Source organism: Achromobacter sp. GW823-FHT04E03, assembly GCF_058796095.1.
In genome coordinates this window covers 1,718,546-1,744,652 of record NZ_JBXAIJ010000001.1, presented here as the reverse complement: position 1 = coordinate 1,744,652, position 26,107 = coordinate 1,718,546, and the positions used below count along the sequence as shown (strand labels likewise).

The following is a 26,107-nucleotide window of genomic DNA, read 5'->3' as shown; positions in this document are numbered from 1 at the left end:
CAGGTCGGGTGCCGGCGCGGTCCTTGGCTACGCCGGTCTTTTTGCCGCTAGAGCCCTGCGCGGTAGAGCTCGGTCGCCGCCAGGACGGTTTCCATCTGCACAGTATGCGCGAAAACGAAGCGGTCGCCGTAGACGGTTTCATCCGGAAACTCGGAAATCAACGCCATGGGCAGGTCCTCGCGGTCGCTTTCGCTGATCTGCACCGGGATGCCGTTCAGCACGTCGAATCCGGTTTCGAGCGCGTGCGCCTGGAATAGTTCAAGTTGCCGCGCATTGAACTCGACCAGGCCGGGAACATTGCGGGCCAGCCGGGCGGTAACGCCTTCGATCAGGCGGCGGGCGCGGTCGCCCCAGCCCGGATGATGGCGCAGCACCAGGAAGAAGCCCTTGGGGATGGTCCACAGCTCGAAATGGCGCGGCAGGTAGCCGGATAGCGGCCGGGTCCATTCATGGGCGGGATAGCCGTGCAGGTTGATGTGCAGCTGCGCGCCGCTGATCGCATGCGCCTGGTGGCGGCCTTCGCGTTCGAAGAACGGGGCGCGCTCGCGGTAGGCGATGTCGTCGCCCAGCGCGCTGTAGCGCGAGGCGTGCAGCATGTGGCGCGGATGGTGCGCGCGCAGGCGGTTGAACAGCGCGTAGCCATCGGGATTTTCGGCGGCGATCAGAGCGAAGTGCGCGTCGCCGCGCTCGGCCAGCGTCTGCGCCGCGCGCAGGGCGCCGACCACGCCAGAGGTTTCGTTGGCGTGCTGCGCGCCCGAAATGAAGACCGCGGGGCCGGGGCCGCGCAGGTAGGTGCCCAGCACCGGACGGCCCTGGCGCGATACGGCCTGAAAGGAGTCTCCGCCGAACGCCGCCATGCAGCTGGCGATCTGGCCTGCCGACAGCGGTTCGCGGGCCTGGGCCAGCGGTGCAGCCAGCGGCGCGGGCGCAACGGGCGCCAGGGCGCCGAAATGCTCCAGCGAGATCTGCACGCGCGCCGCGCCGTCGTGGCGGCGGATGTCGGGAATGATCTGGCCGGGTTGCAGGCCGCGGTCGCCGGACGGGCGGCCCGAGTGTTTCTGGAAATGTTCCAGCAGCGAAAAATAGATGTCTTCGTGCAGCGCCTCGAAGGTGCTGACGATTTCCTCGTCCACCGGCAGGGCGAAGTCGATGCCTGGCAGGTCCACGCGGATTTCCAGGCGTTCGAAATAGGGCTCGTGCGCGCCCCAGGCATGGTTGCGCACCGTGTCCAAGATGGCGCGGAACGCCTGCTGGTATTCGGTGGCCTGGGCGGCATCGGTCTGAAGCGCGCCTTCGGCGTCGCGCACGCGCAGCCAGCCGGTGGGCGACAGTTCGGGCGTGCCGTCCTGGGCGTACCCGACCTGGTTGGGCGCATAGACGCGGGTATCGAGCTCTCGGCCATCGGCGTAGCGCAGGCTGACGTCATAGTGCAGGTCATCGGCGCCGGGCTGCATGGCGACGTCCACGCCTTGCAGCAGCGCGATGAGCGGATAGGCTTCCAGCGTGAAGCGCTTGGCCTGCGCATGTTTGTGCAGCGGATAGCGCACCACGACGGACGCCAGCCCTTCGCGCTCGACCTCTTCCAGGAAGTAGTGCAGCAGCGGCTTGTAGGCGCTGCGAAAGCGCGCCGTGACGCCGGCTTGCGCCAGGCGTTCCTGGGCCGCGCGGCGCGCTTCCACGCCTTCGAACAGCCAGCCTTCCACGACCGCGCCGCGCCAGGCCGGCGCCATGTAGGCGTGGGTCCAGGCGTCCAGCGTGCGGTCGAATGTTTTTTCCAGCAAAGACATACTCGATATTCCTTTCAGGCGGACCGGGGCGGCTTCAGACCTTGCCGGTCGGATCCAGGCGGTCGCGCAGCCAGTCGCCCAGCAGGTTCAGGCCCAGCACCGTCAGCATGATGGCCAGGCCCGGGAAGACGCTGACCCACCAAGCCGTCTGCATATACGTGCGGCCGTCGGCAAGCATACCGCCCCAGCTCGGGATCATGGGGTCCACGCCCAGGCCCAGGAAGGTCAGGCTGCTTTCCAGCAGGATGTTGTTGGCGACGTTCAGCGTCATCAGGATGACCAGCGGACCGAGCAGATTGGGCACGATGTGGTGGCGGATCATGGCCAGGTCGCGCACGCCGAAGGCGCGGGCGGCCAGCACGAACTCACGCTCGCGCAGGGCCAGGACCTGGGCGCGCACCAGGCGCGCGTATTGCACCCACTGCGACACGATCATGAAGAAGATGACGTTGAACAGCCCGCCGCCCAGGATGGCGATGAAGGTGATGGCCACCAGGATGAACGGCAGCGCCAGCTGCACGTCGGCAAAGCGCATGACGATCATGTCCCAGAAGCCGCGGTAGTAGCCGGCGATCAGGCCCATGACGATGCCCAGCAGCGCGCCGCCGACGACCGAGACGAAGCCCACCGTCAGCGAGATCTTGCCGCCGACGATGACGCGGGCCAGCACGTCGCGGCCCAGCGGGTCGGTGCCGAAGGGGTGGGCCGCAGAGGTAAAGGGAGCCATCAGGCGGGCGGCCAGGTCCATGGCTTCGCCGCCGTCGGGAAACAGCCAGCCGGAGGTCAGCACCAGCACGATCATGGTGCCGGTCAGCAGCGCGCCCAGCACGAATTCCAGCGAGCGGTAGCGGCTGCGGGGCTTGGCCGCCTTGGCAGCGGCGGCGGTGGGGGTAGTAGTCTGCATAAGGCTCAGCGCGTGCGGATGCGGGGGTCGACGATGCCATAGGCGATGTCGACGATCAGGTTGACCAGGACGATGACGGAGGCCAGCACGGTGACCGTGCCCTGCAACACCGGGTAGTCGCGGCCGGAGATGGCGTCGAACGCCAGCGTGCCCAGGCCGGGCCAGTTGAAGACCATTTCAATGACCACGATGCCGCCGATCAGGCCGCCGAACTGCAGGCCCAGGTAGGTGATGAGCGGAATCGCGCAGTTGCGCAGCGCGTGCTTGTACAGCACCACGCGTTCCTTCAGGCCCTTGCTGCGCGCCACCATGATGTATTGCGCCGATAGCGTTTCCAGCATGGTGGTGCGCACCAGGCGGATGTTGGTGGCGCTGAGGATGATGGCCATCGTCAGCGACGGCAGCACCAGGCTGGCCGGCCCGCTCCAGCCGGACGGCGGCAATAGCGGGAAGGTGATCGACAGCAGCAGCACCAGCATCAGCGCCAGCCAGAAATTGGGAAAGGACAGCCCCACCAGCGACAGGATGCGAATCGCCTGGTCCGTGGTCTTGCCGCGCTTGATCGCGGCCTGGATGCCCAGCGGCAGCGAGATCAGGATCGACGCCAGCAGCGAGGTGAACGCCAGCATCAGCGTGGCGGGCAACGCATCGCCGATCAGCTTGGCGACCGACGTGCCGCCCATGAAGCTGCGGCCGAAATCGCCATGCAGCAGCCCCTGCATATAGGACAGGTACTGCTCGTAGAAGGGACGGTTCAGCCCCAGCGCCTGGCGGATATTGGCCAGGTCCTGCTCGGTGACGCTGCCCGAGCCCTGGCTGAGCATCAGCGCAGGGTCGCCGGTCAGGCGCACGGCATAGGAGACGAGCAGCGTCACGGCCACGATCACGAAGACGGCCTGCAACACGCGTTTGATGAGAAATCCGGTCATAAGTCGCCGCCCCGGCTTGCGCCGGAACGGGTCGGTAAGGTTAATGCCTCAAGGCAGCGCCAAAAGCATTCCAAAAAAGTGCCGGTTGTTCATAGCGTCATCACGCCAATAGCAACCGGTCCTCCCCCAGCGGGATGCCACGGAGCCGGCTCTGCCGGTCCGTAGGCATGCCCCCCTTGGGGGGGAAGCGCGTAGCGCTTCGGGGGGGACCTACTCTACTCCACAGAGGCGTTGAGGAACCGGAAGCGGATGTCGCCCGGAACCTCCAGATCCTTCACGCGCTTGTTCACCCCGACGATCGTGTTCAGGCTGTACAGCGGCATTTCCAGCGCCTGATCGGCCACGTAGCCGGCGATCTCCTGCAGCATGGCTTCGCGCTTCTTCACGTCATAGACCGTGCGCTGCGCTTCCAGCATGCCGTTGAGCTTGGCGTCGTTGTCGTACGGGTTCCACTTCTGGCCCGTGTGGTACATCAGGTAGGCCGTGTTGTCGTAGTCGTAGGTCCAGCCGCCCCACTGGTTCTGCCACATTTCGCCGGTCTTGCCGCCGGGGATGATGTCGTTGAGCAGCACGCCGGTTTCATACGGCTTGATCGTGGCGCGCACGCCCACGCCTTGCAGATAGCCCGACACGGCCTGGGCCACTTCGCGGAAGTTCGAATCGCTGCCGCGCACGTCGATCTGCACGGTGGCGCCCGGCTTCACGCCGGCGGCGGCCAGCAGCTTCTTGGCTTCGGCGGGGTTGAAGGGCAGGGGCTTCTGCTCGGGGTTGTAGCCGAAGGACTGCGGACCCTGGAAGCTGGCGATGGTCTTGGCCTGGCCCAGCAGCAGCTGCTTGACGATGGCGTCGCGGTCCACGGCCATGATCAGCGCGCGGCGCACGTCGCGGTTCTGCGTGATGCCGCTCTTGGTGTTGTAGCGCAGCGCGAAAGCGACCGGGCCGCCGGTGGAGATGACATCGGCGTTGCCGGACTTTTTCACGGTTTCGATCAGGCCCAGCGGGATCAGGGTGGCGACGTCGATGCGGCCAGCCTGCAGCTCGGCGACTTGCGTGCCCGGCTCGCCGATGAAGCGGTAGACCACCTTGTCCAGCTTGGGCTTGCCGCCCCAGTAGTCGTCATTGCGCGCCAGCGTCACGTTGACCTTGGGCTGGTAGCTTTCGAACTTGAACGGACCGGTGCCGACCGGATTGGTGTTGAAGTTCTCTTCGCCCTTTTCCTTGATGTACTTGGGCGGCACGATCATGGCGCCATAGCCGGCCAGCTTGGTCAGCAGGACCGGATCGGGCTGCTTCAGGATGAAGTCCACGGTGTATTCGTCCACCACCTTGATCTCGCCGATCGAGTCGTAGTTGGACTTCTGCGGACCCTTGGCGCCTTCCGCGCCCAAGAGGCGCTCGAAGGTGAACTTCACGGCTTCGGCGTTGAAGGGTTCGCCGTTGTGGAACTTGACGCCTTCGCGCAGCTTGAAGCGCAGGCGCTTGTTGTCGTCCAGGTATTCCCAGCTGGTGGCCAGCCCCGGCTGCAGCTTCAGGTCGGCGCCGCGCATGGTCAGGCCGTCATACAGGTTGCTGCCCACCGAACCCCAGAAGGTCACGAAGGTGTCGATCGGGTCCCAGCTGCCCGGGTCCTGGTTGATGGCGACATTGAGCGTGCCGGCGGCGTGAGCGGTCGTGAAGACTGCGGGCAGCGCGCCGCCCAGCGCCAGAGCCAGGGCGGTGGCGGTGTAGGTTTTGCGTAGGGAGAGCATGTTCAACTCCAGGAACGGGAAGCCGGACGGGCCGACGTGAAAAAGGATATGCGGCTCAAGCCGCGCGGGCCACCTGGTGGCCGGGCGCGAATTCAACCAGGGGAATGATGGCGGGTTCGTCGCCGACGCGCCGCACCGGGCTGGGAATCTCGCCTTCGATCAGCGAGGTGTCGATGTGGCGGCCGGGCTCGGCCACCGGCACGGCGGCCAGCAGCTTCTTCGTGTACGCGTGTTGCGGCGATTCGAAAATCTGGCGGCGGGTGCCGAGTTCGACGATCTGGCCCAGGTACAGGACCGCGACGCGGTGGCTGACTTTCTCCACCACCGCCATGTCGTGCGTGATGAACAGATAGGACAGGCCGCGGTCCTTTTGCAGGTCCATCAGCAGGTTCAGGATCTGCGCCTGGATCGACACGTCCAGCGCCGACACGGATTCGTCCGCGATGATCAGTTTGGGATTGCTGGCCAGTGCGCGCGCAATGCAAACGCGCTGGCGCTGCCCGCCCGAGAATTCATGCGGGTAGCGCTTGGCGTGTTCGGGCTTCAGGCCGACCTGCTCCAGTAGTTCGCCGATGCGGCGGGCAATGGCGTCTTCGCTGGTCAACAGGCCGTGCGTGCGGATCGGTTCCGCGATGCTGAACGCCACCGTCTTGCGCGGATCCAGCGAGGCGTAGGGATCCTGGAAGATGTACTGGATCTCCTGGCGCAGGCGTTGGCGGCCGGCGCTGTCCATCGAGAAAATGTCCTGGCCGTTGTAGCGCACGGCGCCCGAGGTCGGCGCCACCAGCTGCTGCAAGGTCTTGCCGATGGTGGACTTGCCGCTGCCGGACTCGCCCACCAGCGCCAGCGTTTCGCCAGGGTAGACGTCGAAGCTCACTTCCTCGACGGCGTGCACGCGGTGCGTGACCCGGCCGAAGAAGTTGTGGCCCACGTCGAAGCGGGTGGTCAGTTTTTCCACGCGCAGCACGGGCTCGTCGTAGCGCGCGGTGTCCTGCTCGCGCGTCTCGCCCACTTCGCGCAGCGTGTCGCCTTCCAGCACGGTCTGCGGCGTGCGCAGCGGCAGGTCGCGGCCCGTCAGGCTGCCCAGGCGCGGCACCGCCGCCAGCAGCGCGCGGGTGTAGGGATGCTTGGGCGCGTTGAAGATCTCGTCCACGGTGCCTTGCTCGACCTTCTTGCCGCGCAGCATCACCACCACGTCGTCGGCCATTTCCGCGACCACGCCCATGTCATGGGTGATGAAGATCACTGCGGTGCCCAGGTCGCGCTGCAGTTCGCGGACGGTGTTCAGGATCTGCGCCTGGATGGTGACGTCCAGGGCCGTGGTCGGCTCGTCGGCGATCAGCAGGCGCGGCTGGCACGACAGCGCCATCGCGATCATCACGCGCTGGCGCATGCCGCCCGACAGCTGGTGCGGGTAGCGGTCCAGCATCTGTTCGGCGTCCGGCAGGCGCACCTTCTCCAGCAGTTTGCGCGCCGCCTGGCGCGCGGCCGAGCGCGACAGCTGCTGGTGCAGCATGATGGCCTCGACGATCTGGTCGCCGACGGTGAACACCGGGTTCAGCGAAGTCATCGGCTCCTGGAAGATCATCGCGATGTCGTTGCCGCGGATGGCGCGCATGTCTTCGTCGGAAGCCGCGGTCAGGTCGATCTCGCGGTCGGCGCTGTCGCGGAACAGGATCTGTCCCGTGGCGATGCGGCCGTTGGTGTAGTCCGTCAGGCGCATGATGGCCATGGACGTGACCGACTTGCCCGAGCCCGATTCGCCGACGATGGCCAGCGTCCTGCCGGGGCGCACCTCGAAATCCAGGTTGTCGACGGCGCGGAACACGCCGTTTTCGGTATTGAAGTCGACCGACACGCCGCGCACGGACAGCAGCGGGGCGGAAGTAGATGCGGTGGTGCTAGACAACTTGGATTCTCACAGGGAGGTGGCGGCGCGGGCGGCCTGGTCGTACAGGCCCGAGAGGGCGCGCAGAGTGTTGGCCAGTTGATGGCTGGCGTCGTCCGCCGCGGGGGAGTCGATGAAGGGTTTGACGAGGCATTGCTCGCGCACTTCGGCGTAGCGCTGGATGGCGGCCGCGCCGGCGTCGGTCGCCGTGTAGATCACTTCCTTGCCCGTCTTGGCGCTTTGCACCACGCCCAGGCGCTCGAGTTTCTTCAACGAGTAGTTCACCAGATGGGTGTCCTCGACGTTGAGCGTGAAGCAGATGTCCGCCAGCTTCTTGCCCCGGCCGCGGTGGAACACGTGGTTGAGCACCAGGATGTCCAGCGAGGTCAGCTCTGGCAGTCCCGCACAGGCCATGCAGCGCACCATCCAGCGGTTGAACGCGTGCGAGGCGATGATCAGGCCGAATTCGACTTCGGAAAGCTCGGGGGCTGAAGAGGCCAGATGGGAGGAGGAAACAATGGCGTCCCGGACGGATACAGGCATGGGCTGGGAGGGGAAGGGGACGGATCGGCGATAAAACGTTGGCGAATTATTGACGATTTGTTGATATGCCCGTATCGGGGATAACCCGTGTGCAAGCGGCCGGTCCTAGGTTTTGCCGCCAGATCTCGAACTTCTCCTATTTGCCCGCGACGCGTGTCCGCGTAAAAAAAAGCTGCCGGCTCGCGAACTTCGAACTGCTTGCGATTTGTTTCACATCAAATCGCTTCTACTGCGATCGTGATAGTTCCGGGCTACGGAACTATGGCATTCACGCATGAATTTGCGCTTCTTTATGCTCTAAATTCCACCAATTCCGTTAATTTATGAGCTTCTACATTCAGATATTTATTGTTATTAATTGTGTTTTAAGGCAAACTCGAAACACATTTAGTTTCATAAAGCGATAACAAGGAGCGCCGCGCACGTCCGCAGGCGCCATACCGGCATGAATCACTATTGGCGCCTGCGCATGGCCGCGGGCATGTTGGCGGCTGGCTTTTTCCCGGCTGGATCCGGTGCGCAGCAGCTGCCCGAAGCAGCGGTGCGCGCCACCGAAATCGAACGTCGCCAAGAACAGGAACTTGGAGCGCAGCGCGCCCGAGCGGCCGAACGGCCGGACGTGCTGTCGCCCGCCGCGCCCACCGCCGGCGGCCTGGTCCTGCCGGTCGAAACGCCTTGCTTCGCCCTGAAGGAAGTCGTCTGGGACGGAGCGCAGCCCGCTGAATCGCTGGCGCGCGCAGCCGATGCCGTCGTTGGCCATTGCGTGGGCGGCCTGGGGTTGCGGGCCTTGCAGGAACATCTGATCGGCCTGCTGATCGATCGCGGACTCGTCACGGCGCGGGTGGTCGTGCCGGAACAATCCCTGGCCGCGGGCACGCTGACGCTGCGCTACCTGCCGGGCCGCATATCCGCCGTCAAGGGCGAGGGCGCCATCGGCTGGTGGCGCACGGCCTTGCCCACGGGGCCGGGCGGCGAAGTGAACCAGCGCGACCTGGACCAGGCGCTGGAAAACATTCGCAGGCTGGGCAGCCAGGCCGATGCGTCCATCGACGTCGCGCCCGGGCCGGAGCTGGGCGATTCCGACATCCTCATCCGTCCCGGCACCGGCAAGCGCTGGCATGGATACATCGGCGGCGACAACGCCGGCATGGACGCCATCGGCAAGTACCAGGTCAACGCCGGCCTGACCCTGGATTCGCCCCTGTTCCTGTACGACCAGCTGTCGGTGTCGTGGAACAGCAATGCGCGCTGGCGTGACGCCGAGTCGAACACGCGCGCCGCCTCGCTGAACTACAGCATTCCCTTCGGCTACTGGACCTTCTTTGCCGGCGCCAGCAAATCCACCTACCGCCAGACCGTGGCCGGCTTCGATGAACCCATCATCTACGGCGGCACGACCAAGCAGGTGCAGGCAGGCGTCTCGGTGGTGCCGTATCGCAGCGCCACCTACAAGGGCACGGCATCGCTGACGCTGCTGCGCAAGCGCACCACCAGCACGCTCAACGACGTGGACATCGAGGTGCAGCGGCGCGACGTCACCGGCTACGAGTTCAACCTGGGGCATCGCCACTATCTGGGCCGCGCCGCGCTGGACGTCGGCGGGGGCGTGCGCGGCACGCTGACCGGGCTGTCCGACCAGCCGGGCTACGTCTATGGCGATCCGGATTGGAACGGCCGCAGCACCATACTTTCGGCCAATGCGGGCCTGTATCTGCCGTTCGAACTGGCGGAGCAGCCCTGGGCCTACCAGCTGAATTGGCAGATCCAGCACGCCAAGACGCCCATCGTGCCGTCCGACTACTTCACCATCGGCAACCGCTATGCGGTGCGGGGTTTCGACGGGCAGATGACGCTGGCCGCCGAGGACGGCTGGACCTTGCGCAACGACTTGTCGCTGGGCCTGGACAAGCTGCTGCGCGTGCCCGGCCACCAGTTGTACACGGGCCTGGACGTGGGCCGGGTGGGCGGTCCGTCGGCGGCGTCGCTATCCGGCCGCACGCTGGTCGGCGCCGTGGCCGGGCTGCGTGGACGGCTCGCCATGCCCTATGTCAATGCCAGCTATGACCTGTCTGCCGGCTGGCCGCTGAAAAAGCCCGAGTCCCTGAAAACCGCTTCGACCATGTTCGCGGCGGTGCTGATGTTCGAGTTCTGATCCGGCGGCCTTGCGCCGCGAAACCGCAGTCCATCCTTAGTCCAACCGGATACGCATGATGTCCAAGCTTCGCTCCCTGATAGTCTGGTCCGTCGTCTTCACCCAGGTCTGGTCGCCAGTATTGGCGCAGACCTTGCCGATTTCGGTGGACAAGAGCGTGGCGGGAGCGAAGCCCTCCGTCGGCGTCAGCAACGGCGTGCCGGTCATCAACATCGCGCCGCCGTCGGCGGGCGGCGTGTCCAACAACCGCTACACGCAGTTCAACGTCGGCCCGTCCGGCGCGGTGCTCAACAACAGCGGCGGCGCCAGCCAGACCCAACTGGCGGGGCAGGTCGGCGGCAACCCCATGCTGGGCAATCAGCGCGCCAGCACCATTCTCAACCAGGTCACCGCGCCCAACCCGTCGCAACTGCTGGGCACCTTGGAAGTGGCCGGCAACCGCGCCAATGTGATCGTCGCCAACCCGGCGGGCATTACCTGCAACGGCTGCGGCTTTCTGAATGCGGACCGCGCCACCTTGACCACGGGCAAGCCCCAGGTCGGACCGGACGGCAGCATCGGCTTCGATATTGCTTCGGGCAAGATCCGCGTCGAAGGCGCCGGCTTGAACGGCTCCAACCTCAGCCAGGTGGACCTGCTGGCGCGCACGCTGGAGATCAACGCGGACGTGTGGGCCGACAAGCTCAACGTGACCGCAGGCGCGGCGCGCGTCGACTATGCCACGGGAGCAGTGTCCGCCCAGGCGGGCGAAGGCGCGGCGCCGGAGGTGGCGCTGGATACCGCGGCGCTGGGCGGCATGTATGCCAATAGCGTGCGCCTGATCGGCACCGAGGCCGGCGTGGGCGTGAACATCGGCGGCAACCTGGTGGCGCTGACCGGCGACCTGCAGGTCACGGCGGCGGGCGACGTCCGCATTGCGCCGCGCGGCACCGCGCAGGCGGCCGGCAATCTGCGCGTGGACAGCGGCGGCGATCTGTCTGTCCAAGGCGCGGCACAGGCCGGCGGGACTGCCGCGCTTGCGGCTACGCGCGACGTTTCCGTGCAGGGCGCGGTCGGCGCCGGTGGCGCCTTGACGCTCGATGCTGGCGGCGATGTGGCTGTCGGCGCGCAGGGCAGCCTGCGCACGCAAGGCGTCTTGCGCGTGGCGGCGGGCAAGGATCTCTCCTTGTCGGGAGGCTTGCTGACTTCGGATCAGGACTTGCGTGCGCAAGCCGGACGCAATCTGAAGGTAGCGGGCCAGGCGGTCGCGCCGCAGCCGGGGCAAGGCGGGAACACGGGTGGCGGGACCGGCGGGGGGGCGGGAACCGACAATGGTTCGGGCTCCGGCGCCGGATCGGGAACTGGATCTGGATCGGCCACCGGCGGCGAGCCCGGCAAGACTCCCGACCCGGCCGCGCCGGGCGAGCCGAGCGGCGGCGTTTCCACGGCGGGTGGCGTGGTTTCCGCGAAGGAAGGCGTCACGCTGCAGGCGGGACGCGACATGCTGTTGTCGCGCCAGGTTTATGCGTCCGGCGTGTTGCAGGCGCAGGCGGGCGCGGACGCGGTGTCGGAGGCCGGCGCGCAGCTGCAGTCGGCAGGAGGCATGACCATACGCGCGGGTTCAGGCGTCACGCTGGCCGGCGCGGCCCTGACCGATGGCGCGATGCTGGTCGAATCCACGCGCGACCTGCGCCTGGACGGCAGCGCGCTGGCTTATGGAGGTGCGCTGGATCTGAAGAGCGGCGGCGATCTGCGCATGGGCGCGGCCAGCAAGGCGCAGGGCAAGCGTGTGGGAATCGATGCGGCGCGCGATCTGCGAGCAGATGGCGAACTGGTGTCGGAGACGGCAGCTGAACTGAAGGCCGGACGCGAAGCCGCGGTGGACGCCCGGGTGTTGGCGCGCGGCGATCTGGACCTGAGCGCGCAAGGCGCCACGGCCGTCACCGGACAGGTGGAAGCGCTGGGCCGCGCGCGGCTGCAGTCCGGAGCAGGCATTTCGCTTGCGGGTAGCCTGAGCGGCAATCAGGGCGTGGACATGCGCGCGGCGGGCCCGCTCGCCATCAGCGGCGCGGTGGGCGCGGCAGCGGGTGAACTGACGCTGGCTTCCGGCGGCGACCTGTCGGTCAGCGGCAGCGCGCAGGCAGGCGGCCCGGTCAGGTTGAGCACGCAGGGCGCGCTGAACGTGGCGGGTACGGTCTCCTCGCTGTCCGGATTGACGGCCCAGGCCGCGCGCGATGCCGCGATCGACGGCAAGCTGCTGGCCGGCGGTCCGCTGCTGCTGGAAGCGATAGGCCAGATGGCGGCGGGCGCGGACTCGCGTCTGCAATCGGACGGCGCCATGCAGCTGCGTGCTGGCCAGAGCATGCTTCTGGCCGGCGTGGCGGAAACCAATGCTGGCCTGACACTGGGCGCGGGCCGCGACCTGCGCGTGGACGGCGCGGCGCTGGCTTATGGCGGCGTCTTGTCGATGGATGCGGGCCAGGATCTGCGTTTGACCAATGCCAGCCGCACGCAGGGCGAGGGCGTGTCGGCGCGCGCGGGCGGTGACCTGCAGTCGGACGGCGCGATGGCCGCGCGCGGCGATATCGCGTTGACCGCGGGGCGCGATGCGCAGCTCGGCGGCAAGACGGTCGCCACCAACGATGTGACGCTGGCGGGAGGACGCAACCTGGCCATTGCGCAAGGCGCGCAGCTGGAGGCGGAACGCTCGGCGCAAATCCAGGCTGGGCAGGACGCCATGCTGGCTGGCGCTGTGCGCACCAATCAGGGCATACGCATCGACGCCGCTGGCAAGCTGCGGCTGGACGGAGAAACCTCCTCGGTCGCGGGCGCCATCGATTTGCTCGCGGGCGGCGATCTGTCCGTGGGCGCGCAGGGCAAGGCATACGCGGGCGGCGCGCTCAGCGGCGCAAGCGGCGGCGCGTTGCGCGTGGACGGCGAACTGGCCGGCCAGGGCGCGTTGACTTTCGTATCGGTGGGCGGCGCTACGGTGAACGGCAAGCTGCTATCCGGCGACGCCGTGTCGCTGCGCGCGGGCACGGACCTGCGCACGAGCCAGGCGGCGCAACTGCAATCGTCCAAGAACATGACGCTGAGCGCGGGCCAGGACGCCAGCCTTGCGGGCGCTGCCTTGAGCGATGGCGGCATCGCGATCAACGCAACACGGGAGCTGCGCGTGGACGGCAGCGCGCTGGCCTACGGCGGCGGCCTGTCGATGAGTGCCGGTCGCGATCTGTGGCTGGGCGATATCAGTAAGACCCAGGGCAAAGGCATCAGCGTTCTGGCTGGGCGCGACTTGGGCGCTGGCGGCGAGATGGTGGCGCCGGGCTCCGTGACGCTCACCGCGGGCCGGGACGCGGTCATCGGTTCCAGGCTCAGCGCCGACGGCGGCATAACACTGCGTGCGCAAGACACGGCGCAAGTCACGGGCCAGCTGGAAGCGACCGGCGTGGCCAGCCTGCAAGCCGGCGGCGACATGACGTTGTCGGGCGGCGTGCTCAGCAACCAGGGCACGGAACTGCGTGCTGGGGGCGCGCTGGGCGTCAGCGGCACGGCGGGTGCAGCGCAGGGCGCATTGACCCTGGCCTCCGACGGCGACATGACGGTGGGCGGCAGCGCCCAATCCGGCGGTCCCTTGTCCATGGTCGCGAAGGGCGCGCTGAACGTGGCGGGCACGGTGTCCTCGCTGTCCGGCTTGACGGCTCAGGCCGCCGGCGACGCGACGGTCAATGGCAAGCTGCTGGCCGGCGGTCCGCTGCTGCTGGAAACGCTGGGCCGGTTGGCCGCAGGCGCGGATGCGCGCTTGCAATCGGAAGACGCCATGCAGTTGCGCGCGGGCCAGGATCTGGTCCTGGCAGGCGAGGCGGAAGCCAACAAGAGTCTGACGTTGGACGCCGCGCGCGATCTGCGCGTGGGTGGTGCGGCATTGGCCTACGGCGGCCAACTGTCGATGGACGCAGGCAATGATCTGCGCTTGGGCGATGCCAGCCGCACGCAGGGCGAAGGCGTAGGCGCGCGCGCCAGCGGCGATCTGCTGGCAGATGGAACCATGGCTTCGCGCGGCGATATCGCATTGGTCGCGGGCCGCGATGCCAGCCTCGGCGGCAAGACCGTGGCCGCAGGCGACCTGAAGCTGGATGGCGGGCGTAATCTGGCCATCGCCCAAGCCGCGCAACTGGACGCGGAAGGCAAGGCGCAACTCAAGGCGGGGCAGGATGCGATGCTGGCGGGTGCTGTGCGCAGCAACCTGGGCAACCGCATCGAGGCCGCCGGTGCGCTGCGCTTGGACGGTACGACTTCCGCGGCATCGGGCGCAATCGAGCTGCTCGCCGGTGGCGATCTGACGGTGGGCAGCGCAGGCAAGGCGCTGGCAGGCGGCGCGCTGCGTGGTGAGAGCGGCGGCGCGTTGTCGGTCGCGGGCGAACTGGCCGGCCAGGGCGCGTTGACTTTCGTATCGGTGGACGGCGCTACGGTGGACGGCAAGCTGCTGTCCGGCGACGCCTTGTCGCTGCGGGCAGGCAAGGACCTGCGCACGGGACAGGCCGCGCAACTGCAATCGTCCAAGAACATGACGCTGAGCGCGGGCCAGGACGCCAGTCTCGCGGGCGCTGCCCTGAGCGATGGCGGCATCGCAATCGACGCAACACGCGAGTTGCGCGTGGACGGCAGCGCGCTGGCCTACGGCGGCGAATTGTCCATGACTGCCGGCAGCGATCTGCTGCTGGGCGCTGCCAGCAAGACGCAGGGCAAGGGCGTCACGGCCCAGGCGGCGCGCGATCTCGTCACGGCCGGCGAAATGGTGGCCGCGGGATCGGCCGCCCTCACGGCGGGCCGCGACGCGGTGTTCGGCGCCAAGCTCGGCGCCGACGGCGACCTGACGCTGCGCGCGCAGGAGTCGGCGAAGATTACGGGCGAACTGCAAACGACGGGCGCTGCAAGCCTGCAAGCCGGCGGCGACGTGGCGTTGTCGGGCAGCCTGCTCAGCAACCAGGGCACGGAGTTGCGCGCGGGAGGCGCGCTGGACGTCAGCGGCACGGCCGGCGCAGCCTCGGGCGCATTGACCCTGGCCTCGGACGGCGACATGACGGTGGGCGGCAGCGCCCAATCCGGCGGTCCCTTGTCCATGGTCGCGAAGGGCGCGCTGAACGTGGTGGGCACGGTGTCTTCGCTGGCCGGCTTGACGGCGCAAGCGGGAACCGATGCGTCGGTGACGGGCAAGCTGCTGGCTGGCGGCCCGCTGCTGCTGGAGGCGATAGGTCAGTTGCAGGCCGGCGCGGATGCGCGCCTGCAATCGGAAGGCGCCATGGCCTTGCGCGCCGGCCAGGATCTGGTGCTGGCCGGAGAGGCGGAGACCAACAAGGGCCTGACGCTGGATGCCGGGCGCGACGTAAAGGTGGACGGCGCGGCGCTGGCCTACGGCGGCCAACTGGCCATGAACGCGGGCAAGGACCTCCGCTTGGGCGACGCCAGCCGCACGCAGGGCGTGGGCGTGGAGGCGCGCGCCATGGGCGATCTGCTGGCGGGCGGCGTGATGGCCGCGCGTGGCGACATCCTCTTGAACGCGGGACGCGATGCGCGCATCGATAGCAAGGCTGCAGCCACCGGCAACACGTCGCTGATTGCAGTGCGTGACCTTGCCATGGGCAAGACGGCGCAATGGGACGCCGAAGGCGCGTCGCGCGCCCAGGCCGGCCAGGACATGACGCTGGCCGGCGTCTGGCGCGGCAACGGCGACATGAACATCGATGCCGCGGGCAAGCTGTCCGTGGACGGGACGCTTGCCGCCAGCGCCGGCGGCCTGAGCTTGAACGCCGGCGGCGACCTGTCGATGGGCGAGCTGGCGCGGGTCGCGGCCAAGGGCGCGGTCAACGTCACGACGCTGGGCGATCTCCGCGTGGCGGGCGCGCTCAGTTCGCTGGACGCCCTGACGCTACAGGCCGCGCGCAACGCGGCAGTGGCGGGACAGGTCTACGCGGCACGCGGCCTGGACCTGAAGGCGGGCCAGACGCTGACGGCGGCGGGCGGCTCGCACCTGCAATCCGACGCATCGATGACGCTTGCGGCCGGGCAGGATCTGAACCTCGCCGGCACGGCGCTGGCCGAAGGCGGCATGTCGCTGGACGCGTCGCGCGACCTGCGCGTGGACGGCAATGCGCTCGCCTATGGCGGGGCGCTGCAGCTCAAGAGCGGCAATGACCTGCTGCTGGGCGCGGGTAGCCAGCTGCAAGGCAAGGGCGTGCAGGCTGACGCCGGGCGCGACCTGGCGCTGGGCGGCGTTCTGGTGTCCACCGCGGACGCGGAACTCCAGGCGGTGCGCGATGCGCGCGTGGACGGCAAGCTGGGCGCCGACGGCGCGCTGGATCTCGGCGCAGGGGGCAATCTGCGCATCGGCGCGGCGGCGCAACTGGACGCCGCGGACCAGGCGCGGATCGCGGCTGCGGGCAATCTGGAGATGGCCGGCGTCGTGCGTGGCGACAAGGGGGCAAGCCTGGACGCCGGGGGGCGACTGGATATGTCCGGCACGGCGGCATCCGCCAACGGCGCCCTGAATCTGAAAGCGGGTGAAGACCTGGTCTTGACGGCCGGCAGCCGGGCGCTGTCCGGCGGCGCGCTGCAAGCGCGGGCGGGCGGTTCGCTGACGGCGGCAGGTACGATTTCCTCGCTGGCCGATCTGATCCTGGAGTCGGTTGGCAACATCAGCCTCGACGGCCAGAACCTGGCGGCCGGCAATCTGGCGCTACAGGCCGGCGGCGCGCTGGCCACCGGCGCGAACGCGCGCCTGCAGGCCGATGGCTCGGTCGATGTGCAGGCCGACAGCGCCGCCTTGGCGGGCACGCTGGTGGCCGGGCAAGCGGCGACGCTGCGGATCGACAAGGATCTGGCGGTGGACGGCACGGTCCTGGCCGATGCGGGCGCGCTCAAGGTGGACAGCGGCGGCGCCATGACGCTGGGCGCCGCAAGCGCGCTGCAAGCAGGCGGACTGCTGCAAGCACAGGCCGGCGGCAAGCTGCTGGCAAACGGCACGATTTCGGGCGCGCAGGACATCACGCTGAAGGCAGGCGCGGACGCCGAGCTGAACGGCAAGACCGTCGCCAACGGCACGCTGCGCGCGGACGCGGCCGGGAACCTGAGCATCGGCCAGGCCGGCCTGGCCCAGGGCAGCAGCAAGCTGCTGCTGGGCGCGGGCCAGGACTTGCGCATCGCAGGCACGGCGGGCACCGCCACGGGCGCGGGCGCCGCGGGCGGCGTCTTGCAGGCGCAGGCGGGCCGCGACCTCTTCATCACGGGCACGGCGACCGCCGGTTCCCCCATCGTCCTGGGCGCGCAGCGCGACATCCGCATCGACGGCATCGCCACCGCGCTGGAAGGCGGCCTGACCGCTGACGCAGGCGCGAACCTGCTCGTCGGCGCGGGCGGCAGGATGCAGGCCTTCGACGGCCTGAGCGCGCGCGCGGGCGGCAACCTGGAGTCAGACGGCGTCATTGCCGCGGGCGGCGGCCTGACGCTCGCCGCAACTGGAGACGTCCTGTTGGGCGGCCTTGCTGCCGCCCTGGGCGAACGCGCGGCGGGCAATGCCTCGATCACGGCGGGACGCGATCTCGTCGTCAAACAGAACGGCCAACTGCAAGCCGCTGGCACGCTGACTGCCCGCGCGGATCGTGACCTGTACGCAACGGGCGCCCTGAGTTCGGTGGGCGACATGCTGCTGGCTGCCGCTCGCGACGCGCGAGTGGACGGCACTGCCGCCACCGATGCCAATCTGACGCTGACGGGCCGCGACGTGACCGTCGGTGCGGCCGGGCTGACGCAGGCCGGCCGTACGTTGAACGCCACCGCGCAAGGCGCGCTGCAGGCGGCCGGGCGCATGCTGGCCGGTGGCTCGCAGGCCTTGACAGCGGGCGACAAGATCACGGTCGACGGCACGGTCGCCGCCTTGCAAGGCGACCTGTCGCTCACCGCGCAGCGCGGCGATATCGCATTAGGCGCGGCGTCGCGCTTGCAGGCTGGGGGCTCGCTGACCGCGCAGGCGAACGGCGCGTTGACCGCGCTCGGCTCGGCTGCGGCGGAACAAGGCATGACCTTGCGGGCCGGCACGGACGCAACACTGGGCGGCATCGCCGCCACGCAGGCTGGCAACCTGGTCGCCAGCGCCGGCGGCAAACTCACCATCACGGCGGACGGCCGCTTGCAGTCCGGCGCGGCGCTGGACCTGAGCGCGGGCGGCGCGCTGCTCAACGCGGGCATCGCGTCCGCGGGTACGAATGCCAAGCTGTGGGCGGGATCCACGCTGGACAACACCGGCTCAGTGCTGGCCGGCGGCGATCTCATCGCCACCGCCTTGGGACAACTTTCCAATGCCGGCCGCTTCGTGGCGGGCGTGGGCGCCGACGGCGCGCTCAGCCAACCGGGCAGCATCAGATTGACCGGGGGTTCCATCGTTCATGGCGGCACCAGCCTCGCCGGCCGCGATCTGAGTCTGTCGGCGGGCAGCCTGAACCTGGCGGGCGGCAAACTGTCTGCCATCGGCAAGGTCACGCTGGCCACGGCGGGCGACGTCGACAGCCGCAACGCGGTCGTGCAGGGCGGCGCCCTGGACATCAGCGCCGCCAATCTCTACAACCAGGGCGGCAAACTGACGTCGACGGGCGATGCCGCGATCAAGCTGGGCGGCGGCCTGAACAACACCGGCGGGGTGATCGCAGCCGCAGGCGATGCGAGCATCGAAGCTGCAGGCGTCGTCAACCGCGACGGCACGCTGGCCGCTCGTGACCTGACCATCACCGCCACGGGCGCGGTGGACAACCGCGGCGGCCTGATCCAGGCCGACAACGTGCTGACCCTGAAGGCCGACAGCCTGGACAACAGCGGCACGGTGACCGCGGCCGGCACGCCGCCCAAGGGCGTGCTGGGCAAGGTCGTCTCCATCGTGGCCGACCGCGTCAACAACCAGGGCGGTTCCATCGAGGCAATCGAGGACCTGACCCTTACCACCAAGGAACTGGACAACACAGGCGGCGCCGTCGCTTCCCAAGGCAACGCGCGCATCGTCGCGGACACGCTTAGGAACACCCAAGGCACGCTGCAGGCGGGCAAGAGCCTGACCGTCATCGCGCAGGCGCTGCAAGGGCTGGGGGTGCTGCAATCCGCGGGTGACCTGTCGTTCGCCTATGCCGGTCCGCTGAACCAGGAGGGCGACATCTCCAGCGGCCGCGATCTCAATCTGTCGGTCGGCGGCGCGATGGACAACCGCGCCAAGATCAGCGCCGGCCGCGACCTGAGCATCACGGCGGATTCGCTGAACAACCAGGCCTCCGGCCAATTGCTGGCCGCCGGCCAGAACCGCATCACGGTGACGCAGGGCCTGACCAACGCCGGCCTCATCGACGGCGGTTCGACTCGCATCACCGCGGGCCGCGTCGACAACACCGGCCGCATCTACGGCGATGCCGTGTCGATCCAGGCTGGCACGCTGGTCAACGGCGCGGGCGCAGGCGGCGGCGCCGTCATTGCGTCGCGCGGGAACATGGACCTGGGCGTGGGATCGCTCATCAACCGCGACCACGCGCTGATCTACGCGGGCGCCGACCTGCGCATCGGCGGCGCGCTGGATGCCGCCGGCCGTGCCATCGGCCAGGCCGGCTCGCTCCTGAACGCCTCCGCGACCATTGAAGCGGCCGGCAATGCCAACATCTCGGCCGCGTCCATCCGCAACCAGAACGACCGCTACACCAACGAAACAGTGCAGGTGTCCAGCACGTCCAAGGTGTACTTCACCCCGGCCGGCACCACCGACATGTACGACGCCGAGACCAATTGGCTGTGCGACGAAGTGACGCCTATGTGCAGCAAGGATCCGGCGTGGCTGGACGATGATCCGGAACGCATGTTCCTGCTGCCGTCGACCAAGTATCCGGCGTCGCGTTATGGGCCGCCGTTTGATTACGCGCCTAGTCTGAAAGGCAAGGGCGGCACGACTTCGCCCATCACTCCTACCTATACGCCGGTCACCATGGTGTGTGACGGTCCCGGCGGCGATGCGGGTGCGACCTGCTCGGACGTTCCGGAAAAATTCCGGTACGGCGCCCAGGAGCGCATCTGGTCCGTCTTTGGCGTGACGCCGCCGTCCGGCCCCATGCCGGTCTGGACGGAGCCTGAGCGGGCCTGCTACAACCGCGCCACCTGCGACGCCGAGAAAGCGCGTCGCCAGGCCTACGAAGAAGCCTATGCTGCGTACAAGGCGCCGCACATGGTGCTGGATGCGCGCATCCGGGAATTCAACGCCGACTTCAATAATCGCCTGGTCGGCACGTTCGTGTACTACCGGGTGCAGGAGACCGTCACCGAGACCCGCACCCTGTCCTCCGATCCCGGCAAGATCCTGTCGGGCGGGTCCATGACGCTCACCGGCGACGTCACCAACGACAAGAGCCAGATCGCCGCGGGCGGCGCGCTCACGGTGGCGGGGCCTGCCATCAACAACATCGGCGCGGGCGGCGTGCGTACTATCACGCGGACCGGGACCATGACGGAAACCCAGGCGCGTTCGCGCGACCGCAAGGAGTATTCCAGCGCTTACAACGCAACCCTGGCCGGCCAGCCCATCGAACTGCCGGTCGGCACGTCCGGCGGCAACGTCGCCGTCCAGCTCAACGGCTCCAAGCCCGGCGCCAGCAATGGCGGCACCGCGCCCGGGCCGGTACTGGTCGCCAGCGTCGGCCTGCCCGGCGGCACGGTGGTGCGCACCGTCTCCAATCCCGCCGGCATTCCGGACAGCCAGCTCTACACCGTCAACGGCAGGCCGGATGCGCCCTACGTCGTCGCCACCGATCCGCGTTTCGTCGGCCAGCGGCCGACCGTCTCCAGTGACTACCTGCTGGACCTGCTGAGCCAGCCGGGCGCGCTGCCCGGCACCACCATCGGCAACGGCGCCGGCTCGGGCGGCGGCCTGGCAGGCCAACGCAACGACCAGCCCGGCACGGCCGGTACGGTAAATGCCGGCGTGGGCACCGGTTCGATCTCGACCCCGGGCCAAGGCGGCGCGTCCGTTGGCGCCAGCAGCGGCCTTGAAGGCCAGCGTATGGACGGCCAAGGCGGCTCCGGCCCCGTCAACGCCGGCGTCGGCGCGGGTTCAGTTTCGAATGCGGGCCAAGCCGGCGCCACCGTCGGCGCCAGCGGCGGCCTGGACGGCCAGCGCCTGGACGCGCAAGGCGCCTCCGGACCCGCCGGCGCCACGCTCGGCACGGGCGGCTCGCTTTCCGCCAGCGGCGCCACCGCCGCGGCCGACGGCCAGAACCTGTCCGGCGCGCGTCTGGGCAGCTGGGATTCCCTGGTACCCGCAGGCGCCAAGTTCCTGACGCCCTCGGGCCAGCCCAAGCGCCTGGGCGACGGCTTCTATGAACAGAAGCTCGTGTCCGACCAGATCCTGGCCACCACCGGTCAGCGCTTCCTCGACAAGTACAGCGACAACGACAGCCAGTACAAGGCCCTGCTCGCCGCCGGCGCGCAATTCGCCCGCGACAACGGCATCCAGCTCGGCGTCGCGCTGACCGAGGCGCAACAGCGCCAGCTCACCACCGACCTGGTCTGGCTGGTCGAACAGACCGTCACGCTGCCCGACGGCACCACCGAGACCGTGCTGGTCCCGCAGGTCTACCTGCTGGTGCGCGAAGGCGACCTGAAGGGCGACGGCACTCTCATGGCCGGCCGCAACGTCAAGCTGGAGGCCGAAGGCGACATCGTCAACAGCGGCACCATCGGCGCGCGCGAAGCCACCGTCATGACCGCCGGCAACATCGTCAACCAGGGCGGCGGGCTGATCCAGGGCTCCACCGTCGACCTCGCCGCACGCGAGGACCTGACCAACCTGGTGTCCCTGATCAAGGGCGACAACGTCGCCCTGAAGGCGGGGAACGACATCGCCCTGACGTCCACTGCGGCGTCCGAGAACTTCGGCAGCACCTGGGGCACGCACGTCAGCGGCGTGGCCCGCGTCGACGCCGGCAATCTCAATATGCAGGCCGGCCGCGACATCACGCTGACCGCGGCGCAAGTCTCGGTCAAGGACGACGCACGCCTGCAGGCCGGGCGCGATATCGCGCTGGAGACGCTTACAGAGAGCCATGGCGAAACGCTGGTCTTGAACAAGAACAACCGCCACGACCTGAGCACCAGCTCCGAAGTCGGCTCGACCATCGCGGCGGGCGGCAACCTTACGCTGGTCGCGGGACAGGACGTCAACGCACGTGCGGCCGAAGTCACCGCCGGCAAGCAGCTGGCGGTGGGCGCCGGACGCGATATCAACCTGGTCGCTGGCGTGGAAACCGGCTCGGCCTACGACGAGGTCCGCTACAAGACCAAGAGTTTCCTGTCGTCCAAGACCACGCACACCATCACCTCCAGCGACTGGGAACAGGCCAAGGGATCGACCTTTACCGGCGATACGGCGGTGTTGATGGCGGGGCGGGATTTGAATGTGGTGGGGTCGAATGTCGGCGCGCAGAAGGACCTGGTCATGTCCGCTGAACGCGACGTGAACATCCTGCCGGGCCAGAACGCCGAGGACAGCTACAACTACAAGATGGTCAAGAAGTCCGGCTTCGGCGCGATGGGAGGCATCAGCTACGGCAGCAGCAAGCAGACCGACTGGATCGACGGCAAGAAAGTCTTCAACACCGCCAGCACGGTGGGCAGCGTCGAAGGCGATGTGCTGATCAAGGCCGGTGAAGCGCTGAACATCACGGGCAGCAACCTCCTGGCGCGCCAGGGCGACATGACGCTGATCGGCAAGGAGGTCAACATCGCCGCGGCGCTCGATACCGCGCGCGAGAAGGAGTTCCATGAGATCAAGCAGACCGGGTTGACGCTCACCGCCAGCAACCCCTTGGTCAGTGCCGTGCAGACCGGCGCGCGCATGGCCGACGCGGCAGGCAAGACGGACAACACCGTCATGAAGGGGCTCGCCGGGGTAACCACCGGCATCGCGGGCGTCAACGCCTACGACGCCGTCCGCAAGTCCGCCCTGGCCGCCCAAGCGGCGGAGTTGGTCGAGCCTGGTTCTAGCAACAAGATCGACCAGGTGGGCGGTATCAGCATCAAGCTCAGCCTGGGTACAAGCAAGAGCACCAGCACCACTGATCGCAGCTCGTCCAACGCCTATGGCTCGACCGTCACTGCGGGCAAGGACTTGACCATCGTTGCGCAAGGCGCGGGCAAGGACTCCGACATCACAGTTACGGGCTCGAACGTGTCGGCAGGCAACAACGTGGTGCTCAAGGCCGAAGGCGACGTAGTGCTGCAGGCCGCGCGCAACGCCTTCGAGCAGAAGACCGAAAGCAAGAGCAGCAGCGGCAGCATCGGCATCGGCTTCTCGACTGGCGGCGAGCGCAACGGCTTCACGTTGGAACTGGGTGCCTCGGTTGGCCGGGGTTCGGCCAACGGCAAGGACGAAAGCTGGACCAACAGCCATGTCACGGCAGGCAACGTGCTGGCGATCCAGTCGGGCGGGGACACCACGCTCAAGGGCGCGACAGGGGAGGCTGATCGCATCATCGCGTCCGTCGGCGGCAACCTGCTGCTGGAAAGCCTGCAGGACAGCAGCAAATATGACTCCAAGAACAAGAGCGCCGGCTTTGGGCTGAGCTTGTGCATCCCGCCGTTCTGCGCCGGGGCCAGTAGTTTCTCGGCCAACGCCAGCACCGGCAAGATGAACAGCAACTTCAAGTCCGTCATGGAGCAGACGGGCTTGCGGGCGGGCGACGGCGGCTTCCAGATCGACGTCAAGAACAACACCACCCTGATCGGCAGCGTTATCGCCAGCAGCGACCAGGCCGTGGCGGAGGGGCTGAACAAGCTCGACACCGGCACGCTGATCACGGAGAGCATCAAGAACAGCGCCAAGTACAGCGGCGGCCAGGTCTCGATAGGCGGGGGCTTCGGCTTCGGCGCGTCCAAGGGCGCGGATTCCGGATTGGGGACCACCAAGGACGGCCAGGTGGCAGGCGGCGCCAGCAAGGACCATGCCACGTCCATCACCACCGGCAGCAGCGGCTTCGGCATGGGCACGCCCATCGTCGTGGCCGCCAAGGGCAGCGGCAACTCGACCACGCAAAGCGCCATCAGCGGCGGCACGGTCGTGATTCGCGATGAGGCTGCGCAGCAGGATCTGAGCGGGATGACGGCGGCGGAAACGATCGCGGCGTTGAACCGGGATACCTCGGATACCTTGAATGCGCTGAAGCCGATTTTTGACAAGGAGAAGATCGAGGCGGGGTTTGAGATTGCGTCGGAAGCCCAGCAGCAGGTGGGGCAGTTTTTGACGAATCGGGCGAAGGAGGCGAAGGCGCTGAAAGATGCGCTGGATAACGAGCCCGAAGGTCCGCGCCGGAAACAGCTTGAGCAAGCCTATGCGGACGCCAAGGAGTGGCTGCCTGGCGGTGAGAGCCGTCGTTGGCTGACCGCGATCATGGGTGCCGTGAGTGGCAATGTGACTGGGGCTGCTGGCGAGGTGGTGCAGTCTGTTGCGGCGAACTATCTGCAAGCATTGGGCGCAGGCAAAGTGAAGCAGATTGCGGATGCGTTGGACAGCGAGACGGCCCGGACGGCATTACAAGGGTTGGTGGGGTGCGCTGGGGCCGTTGGTCAAGGAAGCAGTTGTGGTGCTGCCGCGGCTGGGGCTGCTGCGAGTGTCGTACTCAACAACATTATCCAGGGTCTCTCTGGCCCCGGGGCTAAGGAGTTGACGGCTGAGCAAAAGGAAGCACGAGTTAACTTGGTCGCCAGCCTCGTCGGGGGCCTTGCAGCAGCCTTGGGTGGAGACAGTGCGGTTGCAACTTTAGCCGCCCAGATCGAGACCGAGAACAACTATCTTGGACAAAAAACTGAGGGGTTCAGGGCGTCCGAACAACGCCAATTCGACGCAGCGATCGCTTCTTGCAGTTCGGAAAATCCAGACAGCTGCAATCGGGCGCGAGAACTGAGCGGCATGTCAGCACAACGCGACAAAGAGTTAGCAAGCGCTTGCGCAAATGGTGAATATTCCCTGTGCCGTGCTGCAATCCAACTAGCAACTGCGAGCGGCAATGTCGTGTTCTTCGATCAGCGCGGCGTACCGTTTGCTGTGCCGGCTGATTCCCCTATGATTCAAGCCACGCCCGATCCTCGGGACGGTTCGTGGCATTACACCATCGCTGCCGGCGTTGCTGAAGGGCTGGCGATCGACAGTGGAGGCGGGGCGCTGAGCGGGGTGGGATCCGCAATTCGTGGCTTAATTAAGCCTGGCGTGGCCGAAATTGTTGTTGGTGCAAAAGGGGCTGCTGTTCCTAAGGGCTTCTCAGGTGCGGAAGAATTTGCACGCTTTAGTGCTGATGCGCGGGATGGTTTAGCGAAAGCTGGCTATGGAAACGTAGAGCCCATTCTTCAAGGAAGCGCTGTAACGGGGCAGAGCTTCAAGACTGGGCAACCGTTTGATGTTGGGAGGGTGAGTGATTTCGATATCGCCTTGGCGAGCCCTGAACTATTACAGCGTGCTCAGTCGTTAGGAATAGGCTTGCGTAGCGGTGGTTCTCGTACAGGTCCTCTAAGTGCTAGAGACTTGCATGCTCTTGGGCTAAAGGATTTAGCAAGTAAGCTGAGTACTCAGGCGGGCCGTGAAGTTAACTTTATGATTTATGACTCTGTTGCAACAGCTGCAAGTCGTTCTCCAAGTGTGGTTCTTCCGAAATGAACAATGCATATGATCTATATGGTGCCAAAGATATAAGCCTTCTGCTGGCAAGAAGTCGTATTGAAGAAGTTTTTGGGATTTCTTTTGAGGAAAGAAATAGCACCTATCATGGCGGTGATTACTACATGTTCGGTAGTAATGATTCGGAAAATTTTGTTCTGAAGATGAATCTTGATCCGTTTGATGAGGAGCCAGTTGAACAGGGTTTTCCGGATTACCCGGTTTTGCTGTACATAAATGCTACTGATCGATCCTCTGATATAGAGGAAGCTATCAAGAAGAGTGATTGCTTTAAACGACTCAGACACGAAGTCTTCTAGATGTATATAAATAGCCCCGGCACAGCCGGGACTATTTATTTCTGCCGCTGTAATTCCCTACCGCCCAAATCGCCGCCGCTCATGCGTCGGCTCGACCATCGCGGCGGGCGGCAACCTTACGCTGGTCGCGGGACGC

General features: G+C 67.2%; 9 protein-coding genes. 3 read left to right on the top strand and 6 right to left on the bottom strand.

Annotated features, from left to right (window positions below; genetic code table 11):
• Nucleotides 1–47 precede the first annotated feature (47 nt).
• The 6 genes from AC1RHV_RS08180 to AC1RHV_RS08155 form a co-directional block, all read right to left on the bottom strand.
• Complete coding sequence (locus tag AC1RHV_RS08180) at nt 48–1,787, bottom strand: M14 family metallopeptidase (RefSeq protein WP_492300390.1); 1,740 nt, start codon at nt 1,785–1,787, stop codon at nt 48–50.
• Between the two features lie 34 nt (nt 1,788–1,821).
• Nucleotides 1,822–2,691 carry an ABC transporter permease gene (locus AC1RHV_RS08175; protein WP_492300388.1) on the bottom strand — a complete coding sequence of 290 codons (870 nt, stop codon included), beginning with the start codon at nt 2,689–2,691 and terminating at the stop codon, nt 1,822–1,824.
• Nucleotides 2,692–2,696: 5 nt separating this feature from the next.
• A complete protein-coding gene (locus tag AC1RHV_RS08170; protein ID WP_054452620.1) occupies nt 2,697–3,620 on the bottom strand; it encodes an ABC transporter permease in 924 nt (307 codons plus the stop codon).
• A gap of 215 nt (nt 3,621–3,835) precedes the next feature.
• Nucleotides 3,836–5,368, bottom strand: a complete 1,533-nt coding sequence (locus AC1RHV_RS08165; RefSeq protein ID WP_313389210.1) for an ABC transporter substrate-binding protein — start codon at nt 5,366–5,368, stop codon at nt 3,836–3,838.
• A 55-nt stretch (nt 5,369–5,423) separates the two neighbouring features.
• Nucleotides 5,424–7,277 (bottom strand): ABC transporter ATP-binding protein, encoded by a 1,854-nt coding sequence (locus tag AC1RHV_RS08160; protein WP_119449933.1) that lies wholly within the window; start codon nt 7,275–7,277, stop codon nt 5,424–5,426.
• A 9-nt stretch (nt 7,278–7,286) separates the two neighbouring features.
• Nucleotides 7,287–7,799, bottom strand: a complete 513-nt coding sequence (locus AC1RHV_RS08155; RefSeq protein WP_035360603.1) for a winged helix DNA-binding protein — start codon at nt 7,797–7,799, stop codon at nt 7,287–7,289.
• A gap of 445 nt (nt 7,800–8,244) precedes the next feature.
• Here AC1RHV_RS08155 and AC1RHV_RS08150 point away from each other — a divergent pair, with 445 nt between their 5' ends.
• Genes AC1RHV_RS08150 through AC1RHV_RS08140 form a run of 3 tightly spaced genes read left to right on the top strand, consistent with a single transcriptional unit; the run spans nt 8,245 to nt 25,971 of the window.
• On the top strand, nt 8,245–9,951 hold the full coding sequence (locus AC1RHV_RS08150; RefSeq protein ID WP_492300384.1) for a ShlB/FhaC/HecB family hemolysin secretion/activation protein: 1,707 nt from the start codon (nt 8,245–8,247) through the stop codon (nt 9,949–9,951).
• A 55-nt stretch (nt 9,952–10,006) separates the two neighbouring features.
• Nucleotides 10,007–25,651, top strand: coding sequence for a hemagglutinin repeat-containing protein (locus AC1RHV_RS08145; RefSeq protein ID WP_492300382.1), 15,645 nt, complete (start codon nt 10,007–10,009; stop codon nt 25,649–25,651).
• Nucleotides 25,648–25,971 (top strand): hypothetical protein, encoded by a 324-nt coding sequence (locus tag AC1RHV_RS08140; protein ID WP_175181465.1) that lies wholly within the window; start codon nt 25,648–25,650, stop codon nt 25,969–25,971. The genes AC1RHV_RS08145 and AC1RHV_RS08140 overlap by 4 nt, the downstream gene beginning before the upstream one ends.
• Nucleotides 25,972–26,107 lie beyond the last annotated feature (136 nt).